Source organism: Pseudomonas sp. B111, from assembly GCF_026428275.1.
In the GTDB taxonomy this organism is placed as follows: domain Bacteria; phylum Pseudomonadota; class Gammaproteobacteria; order Pseudomonadales; family Pseudomonadaceae; genus Pseudomonas; species Pseudomonas aeruginosa.
Genome location: NZ_CP097857.1, coordinates 3910256 through 3935898 on the forward strand (window position 1 = coordinate 3910256; position 25643 = coordinate 3935898).

Here is a 25643-nt window from a genome sequence, read left to right on the forward strand (position 1 = left end):
CTCCTCCGGAGCGCCACGGAGCAGGTCAGCGGCATGCCGCTCGCAGCGTCCTGCCGGCCGTAGCCAGCGCCGCGACGAATAGCCAGAATGTGTCTCTATGCGAGGAGCGCGCGGAGCTGCGCGGGGACTTCCATGACTTCGCGGGTATCCGGGGAGACACAGACCTGCGTCAGACTCGCAGTGAACGCCACCACGTCCGGCGAAAGACGTCCTTCGACTGAAAACGAGAAAGAATGCGTCCCCACGTTCGACACACCCACTCGCAGCGTGAGTTCGTCGTCCCAGGTGACCGGATGCAGGAATTCCAGGGAGAACGCTCTCGCCGGGGGAAGAATCCTGAAACCCAGGAGGGTTCTGAGCCCCGGGCCTCCCAGCCAGACCCCGAGCGCCTCCTGCACCGCTTCCAGCACGAAGTATGAAAAACGTGGCGTATAGACGATCCCTTCGGGATCACAGTCGCCAAACAGTACCGTTCTTTTTATGAAAACCGGGGTCGGCATCGCGTCACTAATCCAGTCGCGAGGAAAGGAGCTTCACTCTATGAAAGTCCAGGCCCACTGACAAATCCTCGGATAGCCATGCACCTGTTCACCAGACTGCATGGAAGCAGACTGGCAGGCACACGACTGTGGTTGCCAGTGCCGATATAACTGGCGAAAGCACGAAACCAGCCGCTCGTTCTGGCGCGCTGTGGATCGGATATCCGGACTCCAGAAACAGAAAAGCCCACCTCGAGGGCCTCGGCTCGTTGAACCAGGATGGGGCTCGGTAGAAATGGTGTTGGCACGACAACTCATTGCAGCATGAACAGATAGGCCACCTTCGGGTGGCCCATCTATTAGAGAAATTACCAACTGCGGATTTTATTGGCAGTATCGCTCCTTCCCCTTGCGTTCAAACGAACACTAACGCGCTGGTTTGTATCTGAGCTGGAACCAACTCACCCGTGGGCTCTAGCAATGGCACTAATCGTGAATGTCCTTCCCGCAGCCTATCGTGCAAGCGGTTCAGTGCATCCACATCGTCAACGCCATCACGTGCCTCAGCCCAGAGCACAAGTCTACCGGCATCGTCCGCCGCAAGTTTCACCGGTGCCAAGGATGAGAATGGAGAGTTCACTTGTAACAATTGCAAGATCACACCCAGCGGTAACCCTGAAGGCACAAGTCCCAACTCGACGACGAAAAGCCAACCGCCCTCGAGGCGCTCCATAACCAGTTCCGGTCCCTCTGCCGGTTGCAGCCGCAACGTGGCATCGTTGCTCGAGGGAAGTCTCAAGCCCCACTGTGCCAGCCATGTATCAATCATGTGAACTCCTTATTCCGCCAAGCCTTAGCCATCTCAACGGTAGTCGAACTCAAGGGTTTGCCGAAACGCAGGAAGCCTCGTGCCGAGTAGTTGTCGACGATATCGTTCAGCGCTTGATTGATTTCCGCCGGACTGGTGGCATGCCGTAGCTGCTCCTCCGCCCGACGTAACAGAGCTACGTTGGAATCCGGCTGGCCAGGGCGATACAGAGAGGGGAAGATAACTTCCTTACGAATGTTCTCGGCAATAACCGCCACTTTGCGGCGCTGCGCCTCTGCTAACGCAGCGGCGAGCACCGGCGACTGCACCGTCTGCCCGCGCATGGCATCGAGTAACTGCTGATGATCAACGTTATCAGCATGGTTCAACTCAGCTGCCAACCATGCTAGGCGTTCCGGAGTATCTGCCAGCGCATCGAGTCGCTGAAGAGCGGAGCGCATAGCCTCGTCCAACTTGAGCCTACCCGCCAAGCCATTGGCGCTAACGATAGCGACAGTCAGCTCGGTGAACGCATCCCGCGCCTTCTGGCGAAAAGCCACCGCCCCGTCTGTGATCTCCGGGTTCTGTTGAGCAACACTGGTGAGCATACTGTCATCAAGTGCCAGCAGCGCCTCATCGAGAGAAGCGAAGGTATGACGCTCTGAAGCCTGAAGACGTTTCTCCAGATGTTCACCGACTCGCTCCTGGAGGCGCTCCTGAAGATGCGCCTTGATCTCGTCCGGCATGGTGAAGTTCAAGGTGCCACCGAGCATGCCACTGAAATCACCGCGCTCGCTCTTCAACGGCACCACAACGGTTTGCTCGCGCAATTCCTCCAGGCCCTCGAGCTGCAGCATTTCGCGCGCCTGCAGGGCAGGCACCCCGACGACCCAGCCCTTGAGCGCGCCGCCCCTAGTACCTCGGTCGGGCGCTACCTCCCCAGCTTCGCCCTCGAACTCAAGGATCAGGTTGTCGTTGCGCCGCAGTGGCCCGCTGTCAAAATGCTTGTCGATCATCTCAGGGACCGGCACGTTAATCATCACCCCGCCATCCTGGAATTCTGTCCACTCTACGCCGGCCTGGTACGGCTGATCACTCAAGCTGACCTTCTGGAACACTCCTGGGAAGGAACCGGAGATATGTGCCGCCTGGGCGACCTCCAGATCCGGTGTGTGGCTGGCATTGAACACCACTAATTGCGGACGCCCCTCGAACATGGCCGTACCTGTGATGTTCAGCGTCTTAATCTGGGGAATGTAAGCACTCAACCGATCTAGATCGCCAAAGGTGACTCCGGAGCCGGACTGCAATCTGCTGGCGATGGCGGCAACGGTCGGCTGGCGTGCAACCTCTGGATGCGTAGCGATCTGTCCGAGCACGGCCTTGCGTGTCTCGTCGCGCAATAGGCGTTCTAGGGGCTCAGCCCGCGAATCTATGCGTGGGAGTACATTGAGCAGCAACTCAGAGAAGCCGCCGATCTTGTTGCCCAAGCCCTTTTTCAGCGATGCGCCGATCTCGCTGCTAATGTGTTGGAACAGCTTCAGCTTCTTGTTCGAGCTGTCGAGCAGCGAAATAAGATCCATCTTGTCGGAAAGGGTCTTGAACGCCGCCGGGCTCATACCTGAGGCCAAAAGGGCGGCGGTGATGCCGCCAGCGGACGAACCGGACATGCTGCGGATGCCATCGAGCATGCCTTTCTCTTCTAGCGCCAGCATTGCTCCCGGGTATGCCGCACCTTTGGCACCACCGCCGCTTAGGACCAGACTGGTCAATGGTGGCCGACTGAGCTGTAGCTCGGTGACTCCGTTCTCAAACTGGCGCAGAGTGATCTGCCGCGGCCCTGCCGAGTCAGTCAGAGTACGGGACTCCCCTTGCCCTTGGGGACTGCTGAAACGCACGTCGCTAACGCTTTCCGGCAACTTCCCGGAAAGTATTCCCGGCGTGCTCTTTAGGGCAACCCCGAGACCTTGCCCTGAAGGTTCCTGACGCAAGCTGGCGGACTTATGCGCTGCCTGCGACGGGGTTTCGACAGGCTCCTGATTCAGCGAGGAGGCAGTAGCCCCCAACGATTGGATATGCATGTTCGCTCCTTGAAATACCGAGGGTTCGGAGCAAATATTAGGAAAACCGGCCATAAGGTTTTGCCAGTTTCGGACGTTTTTTTATCAGTTCGGACTGGCCTGCCCCCAGTTTTAGTACCGCTGCCTAGTTAGTAGGCTATGGGGTTGATATCAACTTTTCCCGCTTCAGCTGCTGCTGGTTGGTTCGCCACTTCGCAGCAAGCTCTGCCGGGGAGAGATTGCCAATGGCGCTGTGTGGTCGGTGCTCGTTGTAATCCCGCCAAGCCGCGATACGGATTCTGGCTTCGACCAGCGAGCAGTGCTCATTGAGGCATTCGCCCCGGAACTTGCCGTTGAATGACTCGATGAAGGCGCTCTGCGTGGGCTGGCCAGGCTGAATCAGCTTCAACTTGATGTCACGCTGACAGGCCCACTGATCAAGCGCCTTGCCGGTGAACTCGGGGCCCTGGTCGGTGCGGATCGCCTGCGGGTAGCCACGAAACCGCGCCATCTCGTCCAGCGCCTGCGTGACACGAAAACCGCTGATACCGTACTCCACCAAGATGTCGACCGACACCTTGGTGAAGTCATCGACCACCGTCAGGCATTTGATCCGTCGCCCAGTGCTGAGCGCGTCGAAGACGAAATCCATCGACAAGACCTGGTTCGGTGCGCTCGACAGGCTCAGGCATTCGCGCGCCACCGCGACCCTCCGCCGCCTCACCATCAAGCCGGCGGCTCGGTACAGCCGGTAAATCCGCTTGTGGTTGACCTGCACGCCACAGCAGGATGTGCAGGCGGCGTTAGCTACAGCGTCGATACTCCTGGGCCAGTTCCACCAGTTGGGCGTGCAGCTCGGTCGGTACACTAGCCTCGACCCGCTTGAGGAAGTCGAGAAGAACGCTTCTGCACTGCCGTCTCCTGCTTGGAAAACGGACTCTACTAAGTTCAGCGTGGTACTGAAATCGGGGGGCAGGTCAATCGACAAAGGTATCCCGACCGCAGGTTTGTTGGCCCACGTGATGGTGGCCAAGTTTGCCGATCACTTGCCGCTGTACCGGCAGGAGAAAATCTTTGGCCGCGCCGGGCTGGCAATTGCTCGCTCGACCCTGGCGCAGTGGGTCGGACAAACCGGCGTGCGGCTTCAGCCACTGGTCGATGCACTGCGTGAAGCCGTGCTGAACCAGGGCGTGATCCACGCTGATGAAACACCGGTGCAAATGCTTGCGCCAGGCGAGAAGAAAACCCACCGGGCCTATGTCTGGGCGTACAGCACGACGCCGTTTTCAGGGCTCAAAGCGGTAGTTTACGACTTCAGCCCAAGCCGTGCTGGCGAACATGCGCGCAACTTCCTGGGTGACTGGAACGGCAAGCTGGTCTGCGACGACTTCGCTGGCTACAAAGCCGGTTTCGAACAAGGCATCACTGAAATCGGCTGCATGGCCCACGCCCGGCGCAAGTTCTTTGATTTGCACGTGGCGAACAAAAGTCAGCTGGCTGAACAGGCCCTGCACTCGATCAGCGGCTTGTACGAGGTCGAACGTCAGGCGCGGGACATGAGTGATGAAGAGCGCTGGCGAATACGACAAGAATTGGCGGTGCCGATCCTCAAAAAACTGCATGACTGGATGTTGGCTCAGCGAGACCTGGTGCCCAATGGATCAGCCACGGCCAAAGCCCTCGATTACAGCCTGAAACGCTGGGTAGCGCTGACGCGCTACCTGGACGATGGGGCTGTGCCCATCGATAACAATCAGGTCGAGAACCAAATACGGCCATGGGCGCTCGGGCGTTCGAACTGGCTGTTTGCCGGGTCGCTGCGCAGTGGTAAACGGGCGGCTGCAATCATGAGCCTGATCTAGTCGGCGCGTATGAATGGGCATGATCCGTATGCCTATCTCAAAGATGTGCTGACGCGGCTGCCCACGCAGCGGGCCAGTGAGATCACTGATTTGTTTCCGCATAAGTGGGTAAATAGTCTGGAATAATCCTACAGCCGCTTCTCCATAACGATGGTGCGCTCCGCCCCATGAAACTCGTCGCGGATTTTCTGATAACCCAATGCGGTATAAAACCTTTCAGCTGTAATTGACGATGGCACACGTACAGCTCCAACTCCTGCGCTGGCAGCAGTTGTATGAATGACATCCATCAAATGCCGCCCGATACCGCCTTTCTGGTGAGCTGGGTCAACGAAAACACTTCTGACGCCGTCACCGTCGAGACCGGCAGTGCCAATAATGTTTTCGCCCAATAAGTCTACGAAGACCCTACGCTTCGTAAGCTGTGTGGTGATGGCTTCAGGAGAAAAGCTCTGCTCAACCTGAGCGATCACATCAGGCGGATAGTCCTGTGAATTTGACTCACGCAGGGCGGCTATAACTACGCGGCTTATCGCTGCTGCATCTCTGCTCGTGGCGGGACGAACGTGGCATTCCATGCTGAGACCTCAATCCTAAAGGATTACAGCTTAGCGCATCGCAATGTGCCTTCCCCGGACGCTTACGAACATCGACACCGCACAGTCGAAGGGCATTACAGCGACCCCGACCCTCGTCATCCGGGACAACCAGACAGGACGAAGCGTGAAGCTTGAAGGCATGGCCGACGAGACCACGTTGCTGTCGGCGATAGACTGGCTAGCCAAGGATCTCTAGCGTCGCGCCAAGAGACTCTTGGCTAAGAAATCGGCGAGGATTCCAACATCCCTCTTTTGGGCCTCCAGGATGCCCTGCACTTCACCTGGCAGAACCTCGACCTCCTCCCCATCCACAATCTTTACCATTCTCTTGCGGCCGGAGCTGGTGAGGCTAAGCCTCAACTCCATCGCCGGCCGGGCATTGATGTAAATGCTCTCGAGCAAGCGTTCCATGACTTCGACCACTCCTTAATATCAGTTAGCCATCTCCATACAGGGATTATGCCCTCTAGGGCATGAGGGAGTCACCCCTAACGCTGCAAGCAGCAGTTCTGGATACGGACGGGCTGATGGTTTCCTGCTGCCCCATCGCAAGCGATCCTGTCTGCTGTCTATTCCTTCCTCGAACCGGTACAAGCCCGCACCTCTTCATCACTTCCCCAAATGGGCCACCACGCCCCCTGGCTATCGGCTTACTCTTGGTACTACTCACTAGCGTGTGCCTGCCCTAACCAAGACTACAAAACGATAGGCGGTTCATCTTTCCTCATAACTTGAGGTTACTATTGAGTCTCATCCAACCCTCAGGGTTAAGGAGATTGGAATGCTTATTAAAATTCTTCGAATTATATTCTTGTTGCCTATAGTTGGTTTGGCACAGCAGGCTGCTGCCTCCCCGCCCGCAGAGTCACACTCGGATGAACAATCTGAATCTTCGTGTATCGATGTCCAAGTCAATGGAGCACGTAGCCTGTCTTATAACTGCATGGCTCAGCAAATGACTCCACCCAAAGAGGATCCTCGGCGTCGGAACCCTACCTTGAACTCCACATTAGCGTCTGAACGCGCCACTCGCCTGCCACCCACACAGACAGGACTTTTTACCAGCCTTCATCAACGTGCCATATCGAACTCGAAAGACTAGCCCTCAGCCAAACGACTTCCAGCCTATGCAGGGCACTCTATAGAGTGCCCTGCAGCACATTCGCAAGCTGAACACCTTGAAATAAAATCCTACTAAGGCGCATCCTTAGTTCAAAACCACATTTATTATTCCTGACACATTCTGGACCTCACCATACACTGCCCGCCCATCACGATAACTGTAGCTCATTATCACTGGAATCGTTGTTTTGAATGCAGTGCAACTGTAGTTTACAACAACAGATCCGCCATATGGCTCAACACCCAATTGAATGTCGGTCGGGCCGACCCATGACACATTACACCCTTGAGATGAATTCCCGGGTGTATTGTAACCAACACATCGTAGATCTGATGTTCCCCTGCTAACACCGTCTGGATAGAAATTGGCATAACGTGGAGCATAAAGATTTGCCCGGCAAGATGTTGTAAATTTCCTATTTCCGCTGGCAGAAACAGTGACCGTTCCTGGTGAAGGCATTGCCGAAATGATCATCCTTTGCAGAGGAGGGAGTGTAGGCGCTCTTTGACTCGACTTCATATTACTTGGAAGAATCGAACAAACTACAACATCTTCAACATCCACACCCTTTGAGACTTCCCCCAGACTTGTTATTTCAACTCCACCCTGCGCCCGACATATCTCACTTCCATCATTTGAGCCCTCATCAGCACACGCGAAATTGCTAGCCACCAAAAGCACAGCCGACATAACAAGTGATTTTTTCATTTTCAAAAAGACCTCTCCAGGCTAAAAATTATTAACTCAGTGAATACCCAGCTCATTGGGCGGCTTTCTTATCAGCTTCTCTGATTCAAGAACACGACCTTCAATTGGATCGCAGTTCAGCCGATTCAACCTAACACTCCCCTCTTCATTATCATTAACTCCGGAAAGCTTTTGCTCTCTCTCAAAGCAGTGCTGTCCAATCTCATCCGATCCACCTCCACCACCGACACACCCATAGATGAGAGCAATTAAAGAAAATAGAGAGAAGTACCTATATCCGACCCAACCACCCATCTTCATACTGCAAGAAAAATACAACATTTGCGTCACACCTTTGTAATTCTCAAGAGTTACCCTTCACCTAGAAAAACCCTACCCCCAATTTCGCTTCAGTTCTGTTTCAGAAGACAACAACTATCTAATTCACTAGTAGGAATCTCAGCGCAGCCTTCCTGCCTCTTAGCAACAAAAATAACTGTTTCGGCAGCGACTGCTCAGTCCGCGCAAACACCTGAATACAAGATGGCTTGGAAGCTCACTTCTACCTTATGAGTTACTAGGCTCCCTCCTCTGCACCATGCGCTAACAACTCGCCTTTACAGCGGTAAAAAATACTCCGGCGACGTAGTGATGATTTCCTGCTGCTCTATCCCAAGCGATCCTGTCTCCTGTCTGTACCTTTCTAGAACCGGTACAGACCCATGCCTCTTCATCACTCCCCCCCTGGCCGGCGGCCACAAACGCTGGCCGTTGGCGTACTACTGGTACTGCTGAGCGGCGCGAGCCAGGCCGAAACCTGGGTCATCACCGACAAGGCTCATCCGGTCTCTGCCACCGGATCGTCGCGCGTTCTGTTTCTGGACGCCCAGGAACACCTCGAAGAGCAACTGACTGCCGCCTTGCCCCAGGATCCACAGCATGCTCAAGCGGCGTTTAAGCGATTGCTACAAAGCCCCGATGGGCGCCGCCTGCAGGCAGAGCTGGTCAAGGCACAACAAGACGTCGCCGATGCGTGGAGTCTCGGTGTCGAGAAGATCCCTGCCGTAGTAGTCGATAGGCTGTACGTGGTCTACGGCGAACCGGATGTTTCGCGCGCTCTTGAGCTGATCGCCAAGGCCAGGAGGTCGCGCTGATGACCAGCCTCAACCTCCGCCGCCTGGCAGCTGCGGCCGCTACCTTCAGCCTCTCGTTCACGGCCTCGGCCGCGATCAACAGCGCTGCCATCGTCTCCTCCACCCTTTCCCCTCAGTGCCTCGAATACAAGGTCGTCGGGATCTGTTACTGGCTGCTCTGCGGCCCGCATGGCTGCAAAGTGAAGACGTCGGTCAAGGTCCGCCACTACGTGCCTGACGCAGTCGTCTCCAGCTACGCGAATACCGGGAGCAACCCCTGGACCGAGGTATCGGCGCTGGGTACACCGAATCCACTCGCCCAGGCCGGCAATGACGCGACCACAAACTACAAGGCCGAGAACAGCATCGGCCGCTTCAAGGAAGCGGATGTGATCGGCCATCCTGGTGGCGCCACGTTCAGCCGGTTCGCCAGCGCCTCTGGGTACGTTTGCCCTGGCGCCACCGTCCCGCTGGTGCCGTACTTTCTCAGCACACTGGACGCCATTGGCTGGCGGCATGGAATTCCCGAGCAGGTGTACCCCGAAGCGTTGGTCCCAGGGCTGCGCGAGGTGGGTGGAATCTTCTCCGGCGACATGTGGGGGAACCTCTATCCGCGCAGCGGTTTCCTGCACCAGACCGACGACTACAAGACGGCAGCCGTCATCGCCCAGCGCGCCGGCGATATCACCACGCGAATCGGCCAGCTCCACGTCTACCTCCCCATGCGCGCAGCCCCCAAGGACGGCTACTGGCCGGCGGGCGAGCTGAAAGAGGGCGATGCCTCGACCGGGAAATGGCAGGAGCTGACCCCATCCCTGAGCCTCAACTGCGCGGTGTTTCCCAACTCTGGGCCGAAGACGCAAGCCGTCGACGGCGATTACGCCTGGGCGCTCTGGCGTCCCTACTCCTGCTGCCAGCGCAAGGGGCAGATCTTCCTCGGCAGTACCGACTTCCAATAAGGACACGGAGACGAATCATGCGAATGAACATCACCTCGGTCGCGCTGACGTGGCTGCTCGCAGCGCAACTTGCCCAGGCCGACGACCCGATCAACGTATCCAAGACCGGCACGGTGCTCAGCGACGAGGTGCTCTACAGCATTGGCGGCGGCAGTGCGGTGAGCATGGGCAGCGCCGGCCAGATGGACTCGATCGGCGTCGGCTTCGGCTGGAACAACGACATGATGTGCGGAAACATGAACCTGAGCACCACCCTGGAGAACCAGCTCAACGGTGCCACACAGGGTTTCCAGAACATCATGGGCTCAGTCATCCAGAACGCGACCGGCGCGGTCATGTCGCTGCCGGCGTTGATCATCCAGCGCGCGAACCCTCAGCTCTACAACCTGATCACCAATGGCATCCTGCAGGCGCGGATCGACTACGATCGCTCGAAAGGGACTTGCAGAGCGATCGCCGAGAAGATGGCCGACATCGCTGGCGAGCAGACCGGCTGGGGGAAAATCGCCGAAGGCCAGGCCCTGGGAGCCACGCTGGCCTCTGGCGGGAAAGACGCCGTATCCGCCCTCGAAGCAGTGGAGAAGAAGGGCGGCAACGATGGCGTAACCTGGGTCGGTGGAGACAAGGCCGGCGGCTCCGGCCAGAAGCCCATTCGCATCGTCAACGACGTGACCCGGGCGGGCTACAACCTGTTGACCAGCCGCTCGGTGAATGATTCGTCGAGCGTGCCTTCCGCCACTTGCAACAACGGCCTGGTCTGCAACACTTGGTCCTCCCCCCAGGAGGCCGCCGCATTCGCCACCCGGGTACTGGGGGAGCAACAGCAACAGACCTGCGAAGGCTGCCAGAAGACGGTGACGGCTGCTGGCGTCGGCCTCACCCCGCTGATCCAGGAGACCTACGACAAGAAGCTCCAGTCGCTGCAGGAGCTGCTGTCGAAGAGCAAACCACTGACTGCAGAGAACCTGGCTGCGGCCGGCACCGATGCTCTGCCAATTACCCGCGGCGTCATCGAGGCGCTGCGCGACGAGCGTGACCAGGACGTCCTGGCGCGCCGCCTGGCGTCCGATGTCTCCCTGATGGACGTGCTCAGCAAGGCACTGCTACTGCAGCGCCTGATGTTCGCCGGCGCCAAGGAGCCCAACGTCGCCGCCAACGGCCTGGCCACCCAAGCCGTCGATCAGCAGACCAGCCTCCTGCAGCAGGAGATCTCCAATCTCAAGACCGAACTGGAACTCCGTCGCGAGTTGGCCAGCAATTCCCCCATGCGGGTCATCGAGCGCGGGCAACAACGCGCCTCAGGGTCCAGTGGCGTGTTCGAGTCGGCGCCCGATGCCGATCGCCTCGATCGCCTGCAGGCCCCCTCTGCCGCCGGCGGTAAGTCGGGAGGGAGACCGTGATGGCAGATACGCTCACCACCCGAAAGCTTCTCGGTCAGCTACTGGTCGGAGTGCTGATCGTCATCGGACTGGCAGTGGTCGGTACGCTGCTCAGCCTCTTCGCCCTGAACCACTTCGGTGGCATCCAGGGCCTGGAGGCCTGGCGGCAAAGCAACTACTGGAGCTTGTTCGCCTGGCGGGCGCTGCTGTACTGCGCCCTGGCCATCGCATGGTTCCGGCTCAAGCAGCGCAAGGAACTGAGCGCGCATGAGCGGCAGCGCATTCGGCGGATCGAGATCCTGGTGCTGTTGCTGGTCCTGCTCATCGAATTCAGCAAAGCCTACTTCCGCACGGGAGGCGCAGCATGACCTTCATGACCAATGACTACCTGGAGTATTACCTCACCCTCCTCGGCTGGATCATCAACAACGGGATCTGGAACATGATCTCGGACACGGGCCTGTTTGCGGTGCCGTTCGCGGCCATCGTAATGCGCGAATGGCTGAAAGTTCGCGGGGAAGGCGCCGACGAGGGCAACAAGGGCGTGCTGTCTCTGGCCCGCATCGAGACGCACATCTACGTCGGCTACATCGTGGTCGCCCTGGCGGAGATCCCGGTCGTCAACGTGAGCTTCGACACCATCGAGTTCGACCAGACTCGCGCCCAGCAGTGCCAATACAATCTGCCGGCACCGGCGGACACCGGCTGGTCGAGCTCCTTCAGCAGCCTGGCCGGCAAGAGTGCGCAGATGCCGCTCTGGTGGGCGATGATGCACGCCCTGTCCAAGGGCTTCACCAGCGGCGCCATCGCGGCCATTCCGTGCGGCACGGATCTGCGGCAGATGCGAATGGAAGTGGACAACACGCGCGTGAACAATCCGCTGCTGGCACAAGAAATCGCTGATTTTTCCAGAGACTGCTACGGGCCTTCCCGTGCGCGGCTGTTCATGCGGCAACCCGACCTGGGCTCCGTCGCCGAGGACAACAAGGCGTTGCAAGACCTGAACTGGATCGGCTCCCGATTCCTGTTGAACACCCCGGGGTACTACGACACCGACTACTCGAAGAGTCCCCGTCAGTCGTGGCCCTACAACGCCACCCGCGATGCCGGCCTGCCTCAGGTGGGCGGTGGTGGCGGCTACCCAACCTGCAAGCAGTGGTGGGCTGACTCAGGGATCGGCTTGCGTGATCGGATCAAGGACCAGGTGGATCCGGACCTGATGACCAGCTTCCTCAAGTGGGCGAAATGGTTGAACCAGGACGAGGTGACCGAGGCTGTCATTCGCCAGGTGATCTCACCCTCCAGCCAGGTCAAGGGTAACGTCTACACCGATTACGGCGGGCAGGTGGGCGGCACCGTCTGGAACGGCATCGCGAGAACCGCAGGAACCTTCGGCGTTGCGCTGGGCAGCCTGGCCTACTTCCCGGCGATGGATATGGTCCGCCAGGCACTGCCGATGGTGATGTCGTTCCTGAAGATGGCAATGGTCATCTGCATTCCGATGGTCCTGGTCATCGGCACCTATCAACTGAAAGTTGCCATGACGATGACGGTTGTCTTCTTTGCGATGATGTTCGTCGACTTCTGGTTTCAGTTGGCCAGATATATCGACAGCACGATACTTGATGCCTTCTATGGTTCGGGATCACCACATCTTTCATTCAACCCAGTCATGGGGCTGAATACGGCTACTCAAGATGCGATCTTGAACTTCGTGATGGGGGCGATGTTCTTGATACTACCTGCGCTCTGGATCACCGCCATCGGATGGGCAGGGATTCATGCTAGCGGTATCGTAGACGGTCTCACGAAGGGAACTGATGGTGTTCAGAAGGCGGGTAGTAGGGGTGGCCAAATAACGGAGCAAAGTGTCAAATCACTCAATAGTTAGGTGATATTCCCAGTAGTTGCCCGATGCTGAAACTCCTGCTTAGGGCAACTATCTATCAAGACCATCTACTCTGTTTCCCCAAGCATCTAGTGGGCACCCAAAGACATCACGTCCATATGGAGCCTCACGTGCTTCAGATTCCTCAGCCGACTCAGCAACAATTGAGAAATCGCCCTTCACTAAAGCCCACCCGACCAGCCCCATACACAGCAACGACATGAAGGCGCTGGCCAGCCAGGTAAAGTTCTGAGCAAAGACAACGAAAAGCACCACCAAGAGACTAACTCGTTTGACCCAGCGCACGACAGGCCGACGATCATGCAGGCAGAAGCGCACAAGCGAGCCCAGAGTATGACCGACCCGGGCGGCAAAACCTTTGTTGGCGTGTGCGTTCATGATCAACCTCCTGGATCCAAAAGGAAGGCATCCTGCTATCACCTATACGACGAAATGAGTGAATTAGCAAGCCCTGTGGCATATTATGCCACTAGCTATCTATGGACTGGAGCACCCCATGGCAACTCGAAACGTCGTCCTTCCTGATCCGATGGAGCAGGACATCAACGAACTGGTGGAGACCGGCCGCTATCAAAACCGCAGCGAGGTCATCCGGGCAGGCCTACGCCTGTTGCTGCAGCAGGAAGCCCAGAACAGCGCCAAGCTCGAAGCCCTCCGCAACGCAACATCCAGTGGGTTGATGCAACTAGAGCGCGGCGAGTACGACGAGATCACCAGCGACGACCTGGCCCAATACCTCGACGAGCTCGGCAACCAGGCGAGCCACTGAAGCATGGCCAAGTACCGCATCTCCCATGATGCTCAAGCGGACATCGTCGATATCCTGCGCTTCACCCATAACCGCTTCGGCGATGCCGCGCGCCGACGTTACCAGGCACTCATAGGGGCGGCGCTGGAAGCAGTTGCGACAGACCCACAACAGGTAGGCAGCATCAGCCGTGAAGAACTGGGAGCTGGCCTGCGCAGCATCCACCTCGTTTACTGCCGCTCGATGCCCAGCATCGGTAAGGTTATTCGGCCCAGGCACTTCGTCTTCTACCGGGTTGCGGCAGACCAGGTGCTCGAGGTGGTTCGCGTGCTTCACGACTCCATGGATCTGGATCAACACCTGCCCCAACGATGAGCAGCTGTAGCAGGAGCAAATGGCCCAAAGGGGAAATGGGCTTGAAGGGCGAAGGGAATGGTTCACAAGGGTAAAAGCCCTACCCGAAAGGGCCTGCCGGAAGGCAGAAATGGCTGCGTTCGCCCTGGCGAACGCACTGAAAAGGCTATAGGTTCATGCCCCCACAGACGTCATCCTATGGTGGGTTACTACTTTGACGTCGAGAACGATCACAATTTCACATAGGGGCGCAATCGGCCAGGATTTTAAGTCTTTTCCCAAAAAAGTCTGTCCAGAGGTATGTCGACGAATCGGAGTCAACCGGCAAAACCGCCTTCCTGAAGAAAGCGCTCCTCTTCTTGGGTCGAGACCCGACCCAGGATCGCGTTCCTGTGCGGAAATCGACCAAAACGCCGAATGATGTCGCAATGTCCTTCGGCATGCGCCAACCAGGGTTGACCCAATTGCTTGTTCAACCGTATCGACAGCGCTTGGTCGGCCAGATCCTCGGAATGGGCGAATGGTAGGCAGAAGAACACGCGCAACGGCGCGTCGACGTGGGGCATGTGTCCAGCCTCCAGGGCCTGGAGAGCAAAATGTCGAGCTATTGGATCAGTGGCATACATCCGTGCGGAACCGCGAAAAGCATTGCGGGGGAACTGGTCGGTCAGCAATAGCAATCCCAGCGCGCCCAGTGGCGTTTCGATCCAGTCATCGTGATGCCGGTCCACAACGGCCAGGTGCAGATTGAGGAAACGCCGTCGGAAGGCTCGATCAAACGAGGCCTGCTTGGCGAACCATAGACCTTGGTCTCCAGCCCGTCGCCAGAAGTCTATCAACTCAATACCTGCGGGATTCATGATGCACTCCGGTTGCCATGGATCAGGCTGCGCCCAGCGTAGATTCCCTGCGCCGTTTCCAGGGCGAAGCGCTCGGCGTCACGACGCCGCACGTCGTCCATGATCTGACGGCGCATTTGCTCCGGCGTTCCCATCAGCTCCAGGGCGTGCTCGCTCAATGTCAGCGCCGACTCGAAAGTTTCCCGGACTTGCCAGGTAGCGCCTGCATTAAGCAGTTCGATGGCGTGCTCCCGGTCGAACGAACGAGCCAGCACTGGGACCTGCGAGAAGCTGGTATGAACCAATTCGGCAATCTTCAGGCTAGCCTCGCGATCATCAACGGCGACGATGATCAGCCGTGCGTTCGCCGCTCCCGCAACCTGGAGAATATCCAGGCGAGCTCCGTCACCGTAGTGCACCTTGAAGCCAAAGTCGCCGGCATCGCGGATGGCATCGGGATCAGTCTCAATGATCGAAATCGAACAGCCATGGCTGAGCAATGGCTGGCTGACAATTTGCCCAAACCGCCCAAAACCGATCAGCAGCACGCTGGCACTGAGGTTGTCCGGGGGCTCGACGCCCTCTAGCGATGGCGAAACCTTGGGCATCAAGCGGTCATGGGCCATCACTAGGATCGGAGTAAGGGCCATGGACAGGATGATGGTCGCCGTCAGGATGGCATTGCCGTGCCGATCGATCAGCCCCACCGCCATGGCGGCGGCGTACAGCACGAAAGCGAATTCTCCGCCCTGGGCCATCAAAACCGCCCGCTCCAGCGCCTCGCGGTTGCCGGCCCCCATCAGCCGGGCAACCAGGAAGATGCCAAGCATTTTCAACAACATGTAGGCCAGCACGGACACCGCAATCAGCCGCCAGTTACCCGCCACGATGCCGGCATCAAGCGACATGCCCACGCCAAGGAAGAACAACCCCAACAGAATGCCGCGAAACGGCTCGACATCGGCCTCCAACTGGTGGCGAAATGACGATTCAGACAGCAATACCCCGGCCAAGAACGCGCCCATGGCCATGGATAACCCGCCCCACTGCATGAGCAATGCCGCCCCTAGCACGACGAACAGGGCTGCCGCGGTCATTACTTCACGAGCCTTCGCCTTACCCAGCACGCGGAACAGCGGATCAAGCAGGTAGCGCCCCGCCACCAACAGGCCAACAATGGCCCCCACCCCAGTGGCGACTTCGATCCAGCGACCGCCCTGGCTGACCTGCCCGCCTCCCGGCGCGAGAAAGGCGACCAGCGCCAGGAGCGGAACGATGGCTAGATCTTCGAGCAGCAGGACGGCCACGATCCGCCGCCCCTTGGGCTGCCCCAACAGACGACGCTCCTGCAGCATCTGCATGACGATCGCCGTGGAGGTAAGCACGAAGCCTGTGCCGGCGACGAAGCTTTGCGCAGTCGGATAGCCGAGCAGCAGCCCGACGCAGGTGAGCAGCCCGATACAGACCAGAACCTGTGCAAAGCCAAGTCCAAAGATATCCCCGCGAATCGACAGTAGGCGCGACGGTTGCATCTCCAGGCCGATGATGAAGAGGAACATCACCACCCCCAGCTCCGCGACCTGTAGGATCGAATGGGTGTCGTCAAAAAAGCCCAGGCCGAATGGCCCGATAACTACCCCGGCCGCCAGATAGCCCAGGACTGAACCCAGCCCCAGACGTTTGAACAGAGGTACGGCGATCACCGCAGCTCCCAACAGCACGACCACGCGTAGCAGGTCGAACCCCTGATGGACCGCCGTTTCGGCGGTCTGTGAAACGGATTCGCCGGTCATAACACTCCACCCTAACATTAGCGTACCGCACTCATGGGCACGCCGGTCGCAAGACAAGACCGCTTCCCCATGGGGAAGCGGCCTCCGTTCGCTCACTTGGTGGTGTAACCGCCGTTCACCAGAATCGTCTGCCCGGTCATCCACCACCCTTCGGACACCATGAAGCGAATGTATGGAACGATGTCCTCGATGTCGGTCAAGCCCGTGCGCGAATATTTCGACAGCGCCGCGGCCGTCTTGTGGTACGCCACCGCATCGGCCCCCTCCTCTGGATAGAAGAACGGTGTATCCATCGGACCTGGGCCGATCGCGGTGACTGAGATACCCCGCTCACCCAACTCTTTGGACGCTGCCCGCACGAAATGCTCCACTGGAGCCTTGGTGCCCGCATACGCGGCGTAGTATGGGGTATAAGCCCCCAGCAAGGCGGTAACCAGCATGCAGATCTTGCCGTTATCATTAAGGTGCTTGCCGGCCTCCTTGAGGAAGAAGAATGCCGACTTGGCGTTGACATCGCTCATCTGGTCGTACTCAGCTTCGCTAATGTCAACGATTGGTTTCTTGAGTACCTTGCCCACCGTGTTAATGGCAATGTCGGGACGGCCGATGGCGTCAACCACATCGGCGAACAGCTTTTCCATGGCCCCGGCACGGGTTAGGTCTGCCTGGAACGCCACCGCCTGGGCACCCGCAGCCTTGATCGCGGCGATCGTAGCATCGGCCTCGGCCTTTGTTGAATCACTGTTGTAGTGGATGGCGACGGCCTTCGCGCCGTGAGCGGCAAGATCGCGTGCGATGAGGCCACCGAGGTTCTTGGCGCCGCCGGCGATGATGACGATCTTGCCCTTTATGCTGTGGTCGGTCATGGTATTTCTCCTGTTGCGGAGCTTGGCTTCGGAGTGTGCAGGGTGATTGAAGGTCACACGTTGATACGAGGCTTGAGCAGATCCTGGAGACCAATCGTGCGGAACATCTCGCGACGGATCCGATCGCCGACCCGAAATACTTCCTCTGCGCCATCCTGCGCTGGGTCGACGTACACCCTGTACGGCCGTTTGCCGAAAGGCGCATCGACGATCTCGGTGATGGCCACCGCGACGGACGAGGCGTCGGCATCTTCCGGCTCCTGTGCTGCCAGCCCCTCGAGGGACTTAACCGCCACATCGGCATATGGACCCGTATCGTAGGCCGCCTTAACCGCCGCGTCGGCAGGACTGCCGGCATGGGCGAAATGATTGGTGCCTTTGGTAAACGCGCCGGGCACCACGATCGAGGTCTCGATGCCCCAGCGTGAAACCTCGCAAGCATAGGAAACGGCGAGGGAATCCATCGCTGCCTTAGCGGCGAAGTATGGCGCCAGGAACGGCGGCGTACCGCCACGAGCCGAGGACGACGACACCCATACCAGCAGCCCGCGCCCCTGCTTGCGCATATAAGGCAAGGCCGCGCGGTTCACGCGCTGGGTCGACAGCACATTGATGTCGTAAAGTTGCGCGTACTGTTCCGGGGTAAAGGCTTCGGCGGGACCGAACACCATATGCCCCGCGTTGTGGACGATTACATCGAGCCGGCCATTGTCCGCGACGACCTTGTCGATGCCGGCCTGCACAGATGCTTGCGATTGCACGTCGAGCTCGACGGTGCGCAAATCGACGCCGTGCGTTTGTGCATAGGCCGCGATTTCGGTCACCCGCGGCGCATTGCGCCCCTGGGTTTCACGCATCGAAGCGTAAACGGTATGGCCCGCTTGGGCCAGTCGCTGGGCACTGAGCAGTCCGAAGCCGCTCGATGCGCCGGTTACCAGAACGATCTGTTTCATGAAATGGCTCCTTCTATTCAGTGTTGCCGCTCAGCATAGGCCGCCATTGGCTCGCACGACCTGTCCGTTAACCCAGCCCCCTTGCGGACCAGCGAGGAACGCGACCACCTCAGCGATATCCCCGGGTTCACCAAGGCGCTCCAGCGGCGCGACTCGGGACATGCGTTCGATCAGTTCCGGGCTTTTACCGTCAAGAAACAGCGCGGTGGCCACAGGCCCTGGCGCCACCGCATTGACAGTGATGCCGCGCCCTCGCATTTCCTGGGCGAGTACCTGAGTCAACCCCTCCACGGCCGCCTTGGTGGCGATATAGACGCCGTAGGTGGGGCTACGCATCCCGATCACGCTGGATGAGAAGTTGATAATCCGGCCACCGTCGCGCAGACGTCGCGCGGCTTCACGGCAGACATTGAAGGTGCCCTTGAAGTTGATGGCCACCGTGCGATCGAACAGTTGGTCGTCGCTGTCGGCAACGCTGGCCAGTTGCATCACGCCGGCACAGTTGACGACCACGTCGATACCCTGGAACGCTCTCTCAACTTCTTCAAACATCACTCCAACCGCCACGGGATCTGCCACATCAGCCTGAAGGGCCAGAGCCTGACCACCGGCCGCCTCAATGGAGGCGACCACTGCCGCGGCCGGGCCGGCGCTGCCGGCGTAGTTCACAATTACCCGGAAACCCTCGCCAGCCAGGCGCTGGGCCAGGGCCGCACCGATCCCGCGCGATGAGCCAGTGATCAACGCGACTTTGCTTGTTTCGCTCATGAAAGAAACCTCTTGCTGGGTCAGTGTCGTGCAGGCACCAGAGGGCGGACCGCCCCCTCATGGGCCAGCGCCATTTCCGCTACAGTTGATCCCTCGACAACCGTGACGCCCGCGCCTCGCTGCGCCGGGCCTGTCAGTACATCGAACGTTTACAGCATGACGTTGATGACCTTCTTCTCCACGTAGCTGTACAGCTCCTCAATGCCCTCTTCCCTGTCCACGCCGCTGTTCTTGAAACCGCCCCAGGGCACGCCGAGAAAATGGGTGTTGCTGCCGTTGATGAAGACGCTTCCAGCCCGCACCCGGCGGGCAGTATCGAATGCCTGTTGAATATCCTGGGTCCAGATGGCGGCGGACAGTCCATACTCAGTGTCGTTAGCCATGGCGATAACTTGCTCAAAGTCGCGCCATTTGCTGACAGACAGTACCGGCCCAAAGACTTCCTCGCGCCATAGGCGCATGCCGGGGAGAACGTCGGCATAAACAGTCGGTTCGACCCAGAAGCCCTTGGCGAAGGCCGCGCCTGGCGGGCGGCGGCCGCCGGTCATCAGGCGAGCCCCCTGGGTCTGCGCCGGGTCAAGGAAGCTCATCACATGAGCATAGCTCTTGGCTGAGTTGATCGGCCCCATGCCCATATCCGGGGCCATAGGGTCGCCCACTTTTATCGCAGCCACCTTCTCGACGACGCGCTGCAGCAGGGCTTCGTAGATCGATTCGTGGACCAGCAGCCGCGAATTGGAGCCGCAGGATTGCCCCTGCCAGGAGAAGTTCATCCCGCGTACCGCACTGTCGGCCGCGGCATCGAGATCAGCGTCGGGGAACACGATCATCGGGTTCTTGCCGCCCAGTTCCAGGGTCACGTGCTTAATCCCAACCTGCGCGGCGCTGCGCTGGATCGCCATGCCAGTCGGTACCGAGCCGATCAGCGCGATGCGCTTGACCTCGGGGTGACGCACCAACGCATCGCCAACCTCTTGGCCAGTGCCGTTGACGATGTTGAATACCCCGGGCGGCAACACTTCCCGCGCGATCTCTCCCAGCAGCAGCACTGACAACGGCGAAGTTTCCGGAGGCTTGACCACAACAGTGTTGCCGGTCACCAGTGCCGAGGCGGTGCGCGCAGCAGAGAACATTGCCGGGTGGTTGAACGCGGCGATACGGCCGACCACGCCATACGGCTCGTGAACCGTCATGTGGAGATGTCTGCCAGTGGCGGGAATCGTTTCGCCGTGCAGCCCGTGTATCAGACCCGCATAGTAACGCAGGCTACGCACGGTCTCGTGCATACTGGCCAGGGTGGGAGAGTAGGTATTGCCCGAATCCAGCACCTCGATCCGAGACAGCTCCTCGGCACGCGCCTTGATACGCTCGCCGAAGGTGCGCAGTAGTTCGCCTCGCTCCTCACCGGTACGCTCGGCCCAGGCCGGCCACGCGCGGCGAGCAGCATCCACCGCTCGCTCAACATCCCGTCGGGTACCGGCGGGCGCGCGGCCAATGATCTGTTCGTTGGCGGGGTTTATCGAATCCACCCAGCCAGCGCCTTCGCTCTCGACCAGTTCGCCGTCAATCAGCAGGCGCCCTGTGATCAATGAGTCTTGCATGCTCCCATCCTCTCCAGTCGCTCAATGGACATCGGAAGCGTGCAGGCGCTGCACACGCTTCTTCCACAATTCCCATGGCCGGTCGACCTGGGTCTCGATGTTGGCGCAGGCGGTGGCCGCCTCCTCTTCACTTAGGTAGACCACATCGCCCAGGTTTAGCGCCTCGATCTGCATGCGTGCGTTGACCTCGGCATACACGGCCCGGTACACAGCCTGCTTGAGGGTCGGTGCCACCACCGTAGAGCCATGCCCACGCATCAGCACGAATGACGCGTCGCCAAGGCTGCGGGCCAGCGCCGCGCCGAGGGCATTGTTACGCACCAGCAGGTCGGTGGCATCGCCGCCGCTCTCGCGGATCTCGAACACCGGCGCACCCGCCCCTAGGAAGCCGCTCATGTGGCATACCGGTCGCAGCGCAACAGCACGCGAGACACTAAACGGCAGGACTGTAGGTGAATGGCTATGGACAATCGCCTGCACGTCAGGGCGCAGCCGATAAATCTCTGCATGGATAAAACGCTCGAGATAGACCGCCCGCCCGCCGGCATCAACCGGCGCTCCGTCCAGGGTGAACTGGACGATATCCTCGGGGCGCACGGTTCCTGGGGCCATGTTGCGCGCCAGTAGGAATCGTTCGGGATCTTTGTCGTGACGCACGCTGACATGACCGAAGGCATCGACAATGCCCTGATCGAACAGAATATGGTTGGCACGGACCAGATCCTCGACCAACGCAGGATCCGGTGTAATGCCGATATGCCCAGAATCGTTAGCAAACGCTGCGCTGCCATGAGCCTGGCAAGAATGGTTAAGCATGGTAGGCATGTTCCTTGAGTGGTTAGGCGTCAGTGCGAGCCTCCATGACCTGGCTGGCTCGCCATACACACTCGTAGATTAGGAGCGGCCTTACCATATATCCATTAGCTATTCCCACAACCAAACATAGTCAGCCGACTATGAGATTAGGGCACGGAAACCGGCACCGCACGGCTGAGAATGAACTGGACCAATTGAGTCTGGAAAGCTGAGAAGCGCTTGTCTTCGCGGTGCACCAGATAGATCGGTACCTTCATGGACAGATCGGGGCGTGCCAGCACCTGCAGCTCACCACGGGCAATCTCGGCGCGCACCGCTGAGGCGAACATGAAGCTCACGCCGACTTCCTGTCGCACCGCATGCTTCATGGCCTCCGGATGGCCTAGCTCGATGACCACTCGCCGCTGCTCGAAACCCTGTCGACGCAGCAGTGACTCCTCCAATTCTCGACGCGGCATATTGCGTGGCGTGCTGACGAAAGGCATCTGGTGCACATCGAGATCGGCCAGCGGCAAGCTTGCCCATGGGCTGCTCGGCGAGCACACCAACACTAAGTCGTCTTCCCACAACGGCAAGGTGGTTAAGCCATCAAGATCCTGGCCAACAGCTAACAGAATTACCGCAAAATCGCATGTCCCCATACGCGTGGCATCTACGGCGCCCTGCGGGTTGGAGATTTCCACCGTCACCAACCCGTCGGGATGCAGCCGGTGAAAGTCCAGCAGCAGCGGCGGCAACGCATAGGACCCTACCGACATTGACGTCGCCACCACGGCATTGCCCATCTCGCCACTTTCCAGCCCAGCCAACTCGCGTTCCACCTCTCGGGTACGGGTTATGACCTCCGTCGCCCATCGATAAATGCGCTCGCCCGCCTCCGTCAAAGCGATATTGCGGCCCGAACGCCTAACCAAGGCATAGCCCAGCCGTGCCTCCATGCTGCGCACATGGGCAGTGACCACCGGCTGGGCTATGCACAGCCGGTCCGCAGCCCGAGTGACGCTGCCCAACTCCACAACGGTGCAGAACACCTCAAGCTTCTGGAAGGTGAGGTACGAATCAAAACCACGCATGGCCACACTCCTATATCCACTTGGCTATTTGAATAAAGATTAATACGTATTTGAAGGTATGATTTGCATTACCCCATCATCCCCGGAACCAACAACAAGCCTGCCTGACAGGAGACAACAATGGTTCCTCTGACTCCCGCACCTTCCCGGCCATCGGAACGTATAGTCACCTATCGCGAGGTGTCGATATGAACCTCACCAGCTACGACTACGTGATCGTTGGCGCCGGCTCCGCCGGGTGCGCTCTCGCTTATCGCCTGGGCGAAGATCCGCAAGTGAGTGTCCTAGTGCTCGAGGCTGGTGGCCAGGACCGCTCACCCTATATCAAGGTACCGCTGACCTGGGGCGTGATCCTCAAGAACAGGCTGTTCGACTGGGGATACTTCACCGAGCCAGAAGCTAGCATGCAGGCCCGCCGGATCGAATGCGCCCGCGGCAAGGTGGTTGGCGGATCCTCATCGATCAACGGCATGGCCTATGCTCGGGGAGCTCGCGAGGACTATGACGGCTGGGCCAATGAGCTGGGCATTGAGGGCTGGGCTTACGACGATGTGCTGCCCTATTTCAAGCGCAGCGAAAGCTGGGAAGGTGGCGAAAGCGCCTTGCGCGGAGGCAGCGGTCCGCTGACGGTTGGACGGCTCGACTACCAAGACCCCTTGATCGATGGATTCCTAGCCGCGACACGAGCCTGCGGCTATCCCGAAAATCCGGACTACAACGGAGCTTCAAACGAAGGTTTCGGACCGATGCAGGCCACCATTCGTAATGGCCTTCGCTGCAGCGCGGCAGTAGCCTACCTGCGCCCGGCCCTAGCCCGTGGCAATGTCACCCTGGTGACTGGCACCCTGGCCAGGCGCATCATGTTCGACAACGACCAATCCACGCCGCGTGCCGTCGCGGTCGAATATGCCCGCAACGGCGAGCTACATCACGCAGAGGCCCGCCGGGAGGTCATACTCTGCGGTGGGGTAATCAATTCGCCACAATTGCTGATGCTGTCGGGCATCGGCCCTGCCGGACATGTGCAGGCGCATGGTATCGAAAGCTTGGTAGACCTGCAGGGTGTGGGCAACAACCTGCACGACCATATTGTCTTCGATCTCCGCTGGCGGCGGCGCACTCCCGGTCCCTTACACCGAATGATGCGCGCCGACCGAATTGTCCTAGATGTCCTGCGTACACTGCTTGGCGGCAATGGCTTCTCCAGTCGCATACCCGCGGCGGCGGTTGGGCTTGTTCGCAGCCACGCCGACCTCGCGCATCCCGACGTACAACTGATCCTGGCCGCCGGACCGATGAACGCCGCGCCCTATCTTGAACCATTCAAGCGGCCCTACAGCGATGCCTTCGCCATCAAAGGTGTGTACCTGACTCCTGAAAGCCGCGGTCAGGTCACACTGCAATCGGCGGACCCCGAGCAACCTGCCTGTATCCGTCAGCATTTCCTAACCAGGGAGAACGACTGCATCGCGGTACGCCAGATGTTCAGGCGCATGCGCGAGATCGGCGCACAGCCGGGTCTGGAGGCCTTCATCGCCGAAGAGCTCGCACCTGGTCTCAGGGTCCAAAGCGACGCCGAGGTCGACGCCTTCATCCGCAGCCAAGCCATCACCCTGCATCACCCGGTCGGCACCTGCCGAATGGGGCCTGACGAAGATCCGCAAGCGGTGCTCGACAATCAGATGCGTGTGCGAGGCGTGAGGGCGTTGCGAGTCGTTGATGGCTCTGCCATCCCGCGCATCATCCGGGGCCCGACCAACGCGCTGATCATGATGATGGCTGAACGCGCTGCCGATTTCATTACGGGCAAGGCCTCGCCCCGCAAACAGCGGCCGGCCAGTTCCCCGCTCACCCCGCGCCAGCCTGCCGGGAGGCTGCAATGACCCACATCTACAATCATTCCCATGGCGCACGCATCGTCCAGCATGACCGCAACGTCTTCCGTATCGGCCTGGGCGAGGTTGAGGTGATTCGCTTGTACGACACTTCGCTGTTGGGCGAAACCGCACAAAGCTGGCTGCCGAATTTCGACCGCCAGCGCGTGGCTGCCCATGAGCACTGGTTGGCACCAACTCATTACGATCCGGAAAGCGGTCGCATTCCGATGCCGGTGCACAGCTGGATCGTACGCACCGGCCGCCACACTGTGTTGATCGACAGTTGCATCGGCAATCACAAGGAGCGCCCCGGTTTGCCGGAAATGCACCATCTGTGCACACGCTACCTGGACAGGATGCGAGCCCTGGGCATCCAGCCTCAGGACATCGATTACGTTATGTGCAGCCACCTGCACGCCGATCATGTCGGTTGGAACACCCAACTGGTCAACGGCGTCTGGGTACCGACCTTTCCCAAAGCCCGCTATGTGATCTCACAGGTCGAGTACGACCATTTGCTGCGCGCCGTACGCGGCGAAGGTGCCCCCGGCCCTGCCTGGTTCGCGCCCATGTACAACGACAGTGTTTTGCCTGTGATCGAGGCAGGCCAGAGTGTGATGTTCGCCGACACTTATGAACTGGACGACACCTTTCTCATCCGCCATGCACCGGGCCATTCGCCCGGGCATGTGCGGATCGAACTGTCCTCCCGAGGCGCACGCGGCGTATTTAGCGGCGACATGCTGCACTCTCCGATCCAAATTCCATTCTGGCAGTGGAGCAGCAAGGTTTGCGAAGACCCTGCGCTGGCCGCGCGCAGTCGCTACGACCTGCTGTCGTTTTGCGAACAGCACGGCGCACTCCTCTTGCCCGGGCATTTCGAGGCCCCTCACGCCGGTCATATCGTCGATGACGCCGGCACCTTCGGCATCAGATTCTTGTCCTGATGCCCGATTT

At 59.2% G+C, this 25643-nt stretch carries 23 protein-coding genes and 3 pseudogenes; 11 read left to right on the top strand and 15 right to left on the bottom strand.

What is annotated here, in order from left to right; all coding sequences use genetic code 11:
- Positions 1-95: 95 nt before the first annotated feature.
- The 4 genes and pseudogenes from M6E97_RS18155 to M6E97_RS18170 all read right to left on the bottom strand — a co-directional run.
- On the bottom strand, positions 96-500 hold the full coding sequence (locus M6E97_RS18155) for an acyl-CoA thioesterase (protein WP_003108604.1): 405 nt from the start codon (positions 498-500) through the stop codon (positions 96-98).
- 394 nt (positions 501-894) lie between these two features.
- Positions 895-1308 carry a CesT family type III secretion system chaperone SpcU gene (gene spcU / locus M6E97_RS18160; protein ID WP_003134054.1) on the bottom strand — a complete coding sequence of 138 codons (414 nt, stop codon included), beginning with the start codon at positions 1306-1308 and terminating at the stop codon, positions 895-897.
- Complete coding sequence (exoU, locus tag M6E97_RS18165; protein ID WP_033939166.1) at positions 1305-3368, bottom strand: type III secretion system effector cytotoxin ExoU; 2064 nt, start codon at positions 3366-3368, stop codon at positions 1305-1307. Before exoU ends, spcU begins: the two co-directional genes overlap by 4 nt.
- A gap of 136 nt (positions 3369-3504) precedes the next feature.
- Positions 3505-4222 (bottom strand): annotated as a pseudogene (locus M6E97_RS18170) (IS3 family transposase); the annotation flags it as partial.
- 105 nt (positions 4223-4327) lie between these two features.
- Here M6E97_RS18170 and tnpC point away from each other — a divergent pair.
- Positions 4328-5335 (top strand): annotated as a pseudogene (tnpC, locus tag M6E97_RS18175) (IS66 family transposase); the annotation flags it as partial.
- 2 nt (positions 5336-5337) lie between these two features.
- Here tnpC and M6E97_RS18180 read toward each other — a convergent pair.
- Positions 5338-5787 (bottom strand): GNAT family N-acetyltransferase, encoded by a 450-nt coding sequence (locus M6E97_RS18180; protein WP_071534422.1) that lies wholly within the window; start codon positions 5785-5787, stop codon positions 5338-5340.
- Positions 5788-5851: 64 nt separating this feature from the next.
- Between M6E97_RS18180 and M6E97_RS18185 the strand changes: the two are divergent.
- Positions 5852-6004: pseudogene (locus tag M6E97_RS18185) on the top strand (protein-disulfide isomerase); the annotation flags it as partial.
- Here M6E97_RS18185 and M6E97_RS18190 read toward each other — a convergent pair.
- On the bottom strand, positions 6001-6219 hold the full coding sequence (locus tag M6E97_RS18190; protein WP_003108468.1) for a hypothetical protein: 219 nt from the start codon (positions 6217-6219) through the stop codon (positions 6001-6003). The pseudogene M6E97_RS18185 and the gene M6E97_RS18190 overlap by 4 nt on opposite strands.
- Before the next feature lie 2121 nt (positions 6220-8340).
- On the opposite strand from M6E97_RS18190, the gene M6E97_RS18195 reads away from it, so the two are divergent.
- The 5 genes from M6E97_RS18195 to M6E97_RS18215 are packed head-to-tail and all read left to right on the top strand — an operon-like array spanning position 8341 to position 12980.
- Positions 8341-8772 carry a TIGR03757 family integrating conjugative element protein gene (locus M6E97_RS18195; protein ID WP_077563786.1) on the top strand — a complete coding sequence of 144 codons (432 nt, stop codon included), beginning with the start codon at positions 8341-8343 and terminating at the stop codon, positions 8770-8772.
- Positions 8772-9710 carry a TIGR03756 family integrating conjugative element protein gene (locus M6E97_RS18200; protein WP_003141525.1) on the top strand — a complete coding sequence of 313 codons (939 nt, stop codon included), beginning with the start codon at positions 8772-8774 and terminating at the stop codon, positions 9708-9710. The genes M6E97_RS18195 and M6E97_RS18200 overlap by 1 nt, the downstream gene beginning before the upstream one ends.
- A 17-nt stretch (positions 9711-9727) precedes the next feature.
- On the top strand, positions 9728-11110 hold the full coding sequence (locus M6E97_RS18205) for an integrating conjugative element protein (protein WP_003159687.1): 1383 nt from the start codon (positions 9728-9730) through the stop codon (positions 11108-11110).
- Entirely contained in the window at positions 11110-11457 is a 348-nt protein-coding gene (locus M6E97_RS18210; protein ID WP_016264196.1) for a hypothetical protein, read from the top strand. Before M6E97_RS18205 ends, M6E97_RS18210 begins: the two co-directional genes overlap by 1 nt.
- A complete protein-coding gene (locus tag M6E97_RS18215; RefSeq protein WP_033939163.1) occupies positions 11454-12980 on the top strand; it encodes a conjugal transfer protein TraG N-terminal domain-containing protein in 1527 nt (508 codons plus the stop codon). The genes M6E97_RS18210 and M6E97_RS18215 overlap by 4 nt, the downstream gene beginning before the upstream one ends.
- 48 nt (positions 12981-13028) lie before the next feature.
- Here M6E97_RS18215 and M6E97_RS18220 read toward each other — a convergent pair whose 3' ends face one another.
- Complete coding sequence (locus tag M6E97_RS18220) at positions 13029-13376, bottom strand: hypothetical protein (protein WP_071534421.1); 348 nt, start codon at positions 13374-13376, stop codon at positions 13029-13031.
- Between the two features lie 118 nt (positions 13377-13494).
- On the opposite strand from M6E97_RS18220, the gene M6E97_RS18225 reads away from it, so the two are divergent.
- Together M6E97_RS18225 and M6E97_RS18230 are read left to right on the top strand one after the other, a co-directional pair.
- Complete coding sequence (locus M6E97_RS18225) at positions 13495-13767, top strand: type II toxin-antitoxin system ParD family antitoxin (protein ID WP_003123374.1); 273 nt, start codon at positions 13495-13497, stop codon at positions 13765-13767.
- A 3-nt stretch (positions 13768-13770) separates the two neighbouring features.
- Positions 13771-14121: a type II toxin-antitoxin system RelE/ParE family toxin gene (locus M6E97_RS18230; protein WP_031686420.1), complete on the top strand. Its 351-nt coding sequence runs from the start codon at positions 13771-13773 to the stop codon at positions 14119-14121.
- A 296-nt stretch (positions 14122-14417) separates the two neighbouring features.
- Here the strand turns inward: M6E97_RS18230 and M6E97_RS18235 are convergent, their stop codons facing one another.
- The 8 genes from M6E97_RS18235 to M6E97_RS18270 form a co-directional block, all read right to left on the bottom strand.
- Positions 14418-14960: a DUF924 family protein gene (locus M6E97_RS18235; RefSeq protein WP_031636509.1), complete on the bottom strand. Its 543-nt coding sequence runs from the start codon at positions 14958-14960 to the stop codon at positions 14418-14420.
- Positions 14957-16732 carry a monovalent cation:proton antiporter-2 (CPA2) family protein gene (locus M6E97_RS18240; protein ID WP_049310173.1) on the bottom strand — a complete coding sequence of 592 codons (1776 nt, stop codon included), beginning with the start codon at positions 16730-16732 and terminating at the stop codon, positions 14957-14959. The genes M6E97_RS18235 and M6E97_RS18240 overlap by 4 nt, the downstream gene beginning before the upstream one ends.
- A 92-nt stretch (positions 16733-16824) precedes the next feature.
- On the bottom strand, positions 16825-17598 hold the full coding sequence (locus tag M6E97_RS18245; RefSeq protein ID WP_031636511.1) for an SDR family oxidoreductase: 774 nt from the start codon (positions 17596-17598) through the stop codon (positions 16825-16827).
- Positions 17599-17651: 53 nt separating this feature from the next.
- Complete coding sequence (locus M6E97_RS18250) at positions 17652-18551, bottom strand: SDR family oxidoreductase (protein WP_023124012.1); 900 nt, start codon at positions 18549-18551, stop codon at positions 17652-17654.
- A gap of 30 nt (positions 18552-18581) precedes the next feature.
- On the bottom strand, positions 18582-19319 hold the full coding sequence (locus tag M6E97_RS18255; protein ID WP_023124013.1) for an SDR family oxidoreductase: 738 nt from the start codon (positions 19317-19319) through the stop codon (positions 18582-18584).
- Positions 19320-19468: 149 nt separating this feature from the next.
- On the bottom strand, positions 19469-20920 hold the full coding sequence (locus M6E97_RS18260; RefSeq protein WP_049310174.1) for an aldehyde dehydrogenase family protein: 1452 nt from the start codon (positions 20918-20920) through the stop codon (positions 19469-19471).
- 21 nt (positions 20921-20941) lie between these two features.
- Positions 20942-21736: a class II aldolase/adducin family protein gene (locus M6E97_RS18265; RefSeq protein WP_023124015.1), complete on the bottom strand. Its 795-nt coding sequence runs from the start codon at positions 21734-21736 to the stop codon at positions 20942-20944.
- Positions 21737-21882: 146 nt separating this feature from the next.
- A complete protein-coding gene (locus M6E97_RS18270; protein WP_023124016.1) occupies positions 21883-22809 on the bottom strand; it encodes a LysR family transcriptional regulator in 927 nt (308 codons plus the stop codon).
- A 188-nt stretch (positions 22810-22997) separates the two neighbouring features.
- Between M6E97_RS18270 and M6E97_RS18275 the strand changes: the two genes are divergently transcribed.
- Together M6E97_RS18275 and M6E97_RS18280 are read left to right on the top strand one after the other, a co-directional pair.
- Positions 22998-24692 carry a GMC family oxidoreductase gene (locus M6E97_RS18275; protein WP_033939161.1) on the top strand — a complete coding sequence of 565 codons (1695 nt, stop codon included), beginning with the start codon at positions 22998-23000 and terminating at the stop codon, positions 24690-24692.
- Positions 24689-25633 carry an MBL fold metallo-hydrolase gene (locus tag M6E97_RS18280; protein WP_023124018.1) on the top strand — a complete coding sequence of 315 codons (945 nt, stop codon included), beginning with the start codon at positions 24689-24691 and terminating at the stop codon, positions 25631-25633. The genes M6E97_RS18275 and M6E97_RS18280 overlap by 4 nt, the downstream gene beginning before the upstream one ends.
- Positions 25634-25643: the final 10 nt, after the last annotated feature.

What these genes read in the sequence shown, in the direction of transcription:
- M6E97_RS18155 (WP_003108604.1), bottom strand. Translation starts at nt 500, where the DNA reads ATGCCGACCCCGGTTTTCATAAAAAGAACGGTACTGTTTGGCGACTGT.
- spcU (WP_003134054.1), bottom strand. Translation starts at nt 1,308, where the DNA reads ATGATTGATACATGGCTGGCACAGTGGGGCTTGAGACTTCCCTCGAGC.
- exoU (WP_033939166.1), bottom strand. Translation starts at nt 3,368, where the DNA reads ATGCATATCCAATCGTTGGGGGCTACTGCCTCCTCGCTGAATCAGGAG.
- M6E97_RS18180 (WP_071534422.1), bottom strand. Translation starts at nt 5,787, where the DNA reads ATGGAATGCCACGTTCGTCCCGCCACGAGCAGAGATGCAGCAGCGATA.
- M6E97_RS18190 (WP_003108468.1), bottom strand. Translation starts at nt 6,219, where the DNA reads ATGGAACGCTTGCTCGAGAGCATTTACATCAATGCCCGGCCGGCGATG.
- M6E97_RS18195 (WP_077563786.1), top strand. Translation starts at nt 8,341, where the DNA reads ATGCCTCTTCATCACTCCCCCCCTGGCCGGCGGCCACAAACGCTGGCC.
- M6E97_RS18200 (WP_003141525.1), top strand. Translation starts at nt 8,772, where the DNA reads ATGACCAGCCTCAACCTCCGCCGCCTGGCAGCTGCGGCCGCTACCTTC.
- M6E97_RS18205 (WP_003159687.1), top strand. Translation starts at nt 9,728, where the DNA reads ATGCGAATGAACATCACCTCGGTCGCGCTGACGTGGCTGCTCGCAGCG.
- M6E97_RS18210 (WP_016264196.1), top strand. Translation starts at nt 11,110, where the DNA reads ATGGCAGATACGCTCACCACCCGAAAGCTTCTCGGTCAGCTACTGGTC.
- M6E97_RS18215 (WP_033939163.1), top strand. Translation starts at nt 11,454, where the DNA reads ATGACCTTCATGACCAATGACTACCTGGAGTATTACCTCACCCTCCTC.
- M6E97_RS18220 (WP_071534421.1), bottom strand. Translation starts at nt 13,376, where the DNA reads ATGAACGCACACGCCAACAAAGGTTTTGCCGCCCGGGTCGGTCATACT.
- M6E97_RS18225 (WP_003123374.1), top strand. Translation starts at nt 13,495, where the DNA reads ATGGCAACTCGAAACGTCGTCCTTCCTGATCCGATGGAGCAGGACATC.
- M6E97_RS18230 (WP_031686420.1), top strand. Translation starts at nt 13,771, where the DNA reads ATGGCCAAGTACCGCATCTCCCATGATGCTCAAGCGGACATCGTCGAT.
- M6E97_RS18235 (WP_031636509.1), bottom strand. Translation starts at nt 14,960, where the DNA reads ATGAATCCCGCAGGTATTGAGTTGATAGACTTCTGGCGACGGGCTGGA.
- M6E97_RS18240 (WP_049310173.1), bottom strand. Translation starts at nt 16,732, where the DNA reads ATGACCGGCGAATCCGTTTCACAGACCGCCGAAACGGCGGTCCATCAG.
- M6E97_RS18245 (WP_031636511.1), bottom strand. Translation starts at nt 17,598, where the DNA reads ATGACCGACCACAGCATAAAGGGCAAGATCGTCATCATCGCCGGCGGC.
- M6E97_RS18250 (WP_023124012.1), bottom strand. Translation starts at nt 18,551, where the DNA reads ATGAAACAGATCGTTCTGGTAACCGGCGCATCGAGCGGCTTCGGACTG.
- M6E97_RS18255 (WP_023124013.1), bottom strand. Translation starts at nt 19,319, where the DNA reads ATGAGCGAAACAAGCAAAGTCGCGTTGATCACTGGCTCATCGCGCGGG.
- M6E97_RS18260 (WP_049310174.1), bottom strand. Translation starts at nt 20,920, where the DNA reads ATGCAAGACTCATTGATCACAGGGCGCCTGCTGATTGACGGCGAACTG.
- M6E97_RS18265 (WP_023124015.1), bottom strand. Translation starts at nt 21,736, where the DNA reads ATGCTTAACCATTCTTGCCAGGCTCATGGCAGCGCAGCGTTTGCTAAC.
- M6E97_RS18270 (WP_023124016.1), bottom strand. Translation starts at nt 22,809, where the DNA reads ATGCGTGGTTTTGATTCGTACCTCACCTTCCAGAAGCTTGAGGTGTTC.
- M6E97_RS18275 (WP_033939161.1), top strand. Translation starts at nt 22,998, where the DNA reads ATGAACCTCACCAGCTACGACTACGTGATCGTTGGCGCCGGCTCCGCC.
- M6E97_RS18280 (WP_023124018.1), top strand. Translation starts at nt 24,689, where the DNA reads ATGACCCACATCTACAATCATTCCCATGGCGCACGCATCGTCCAGCAT.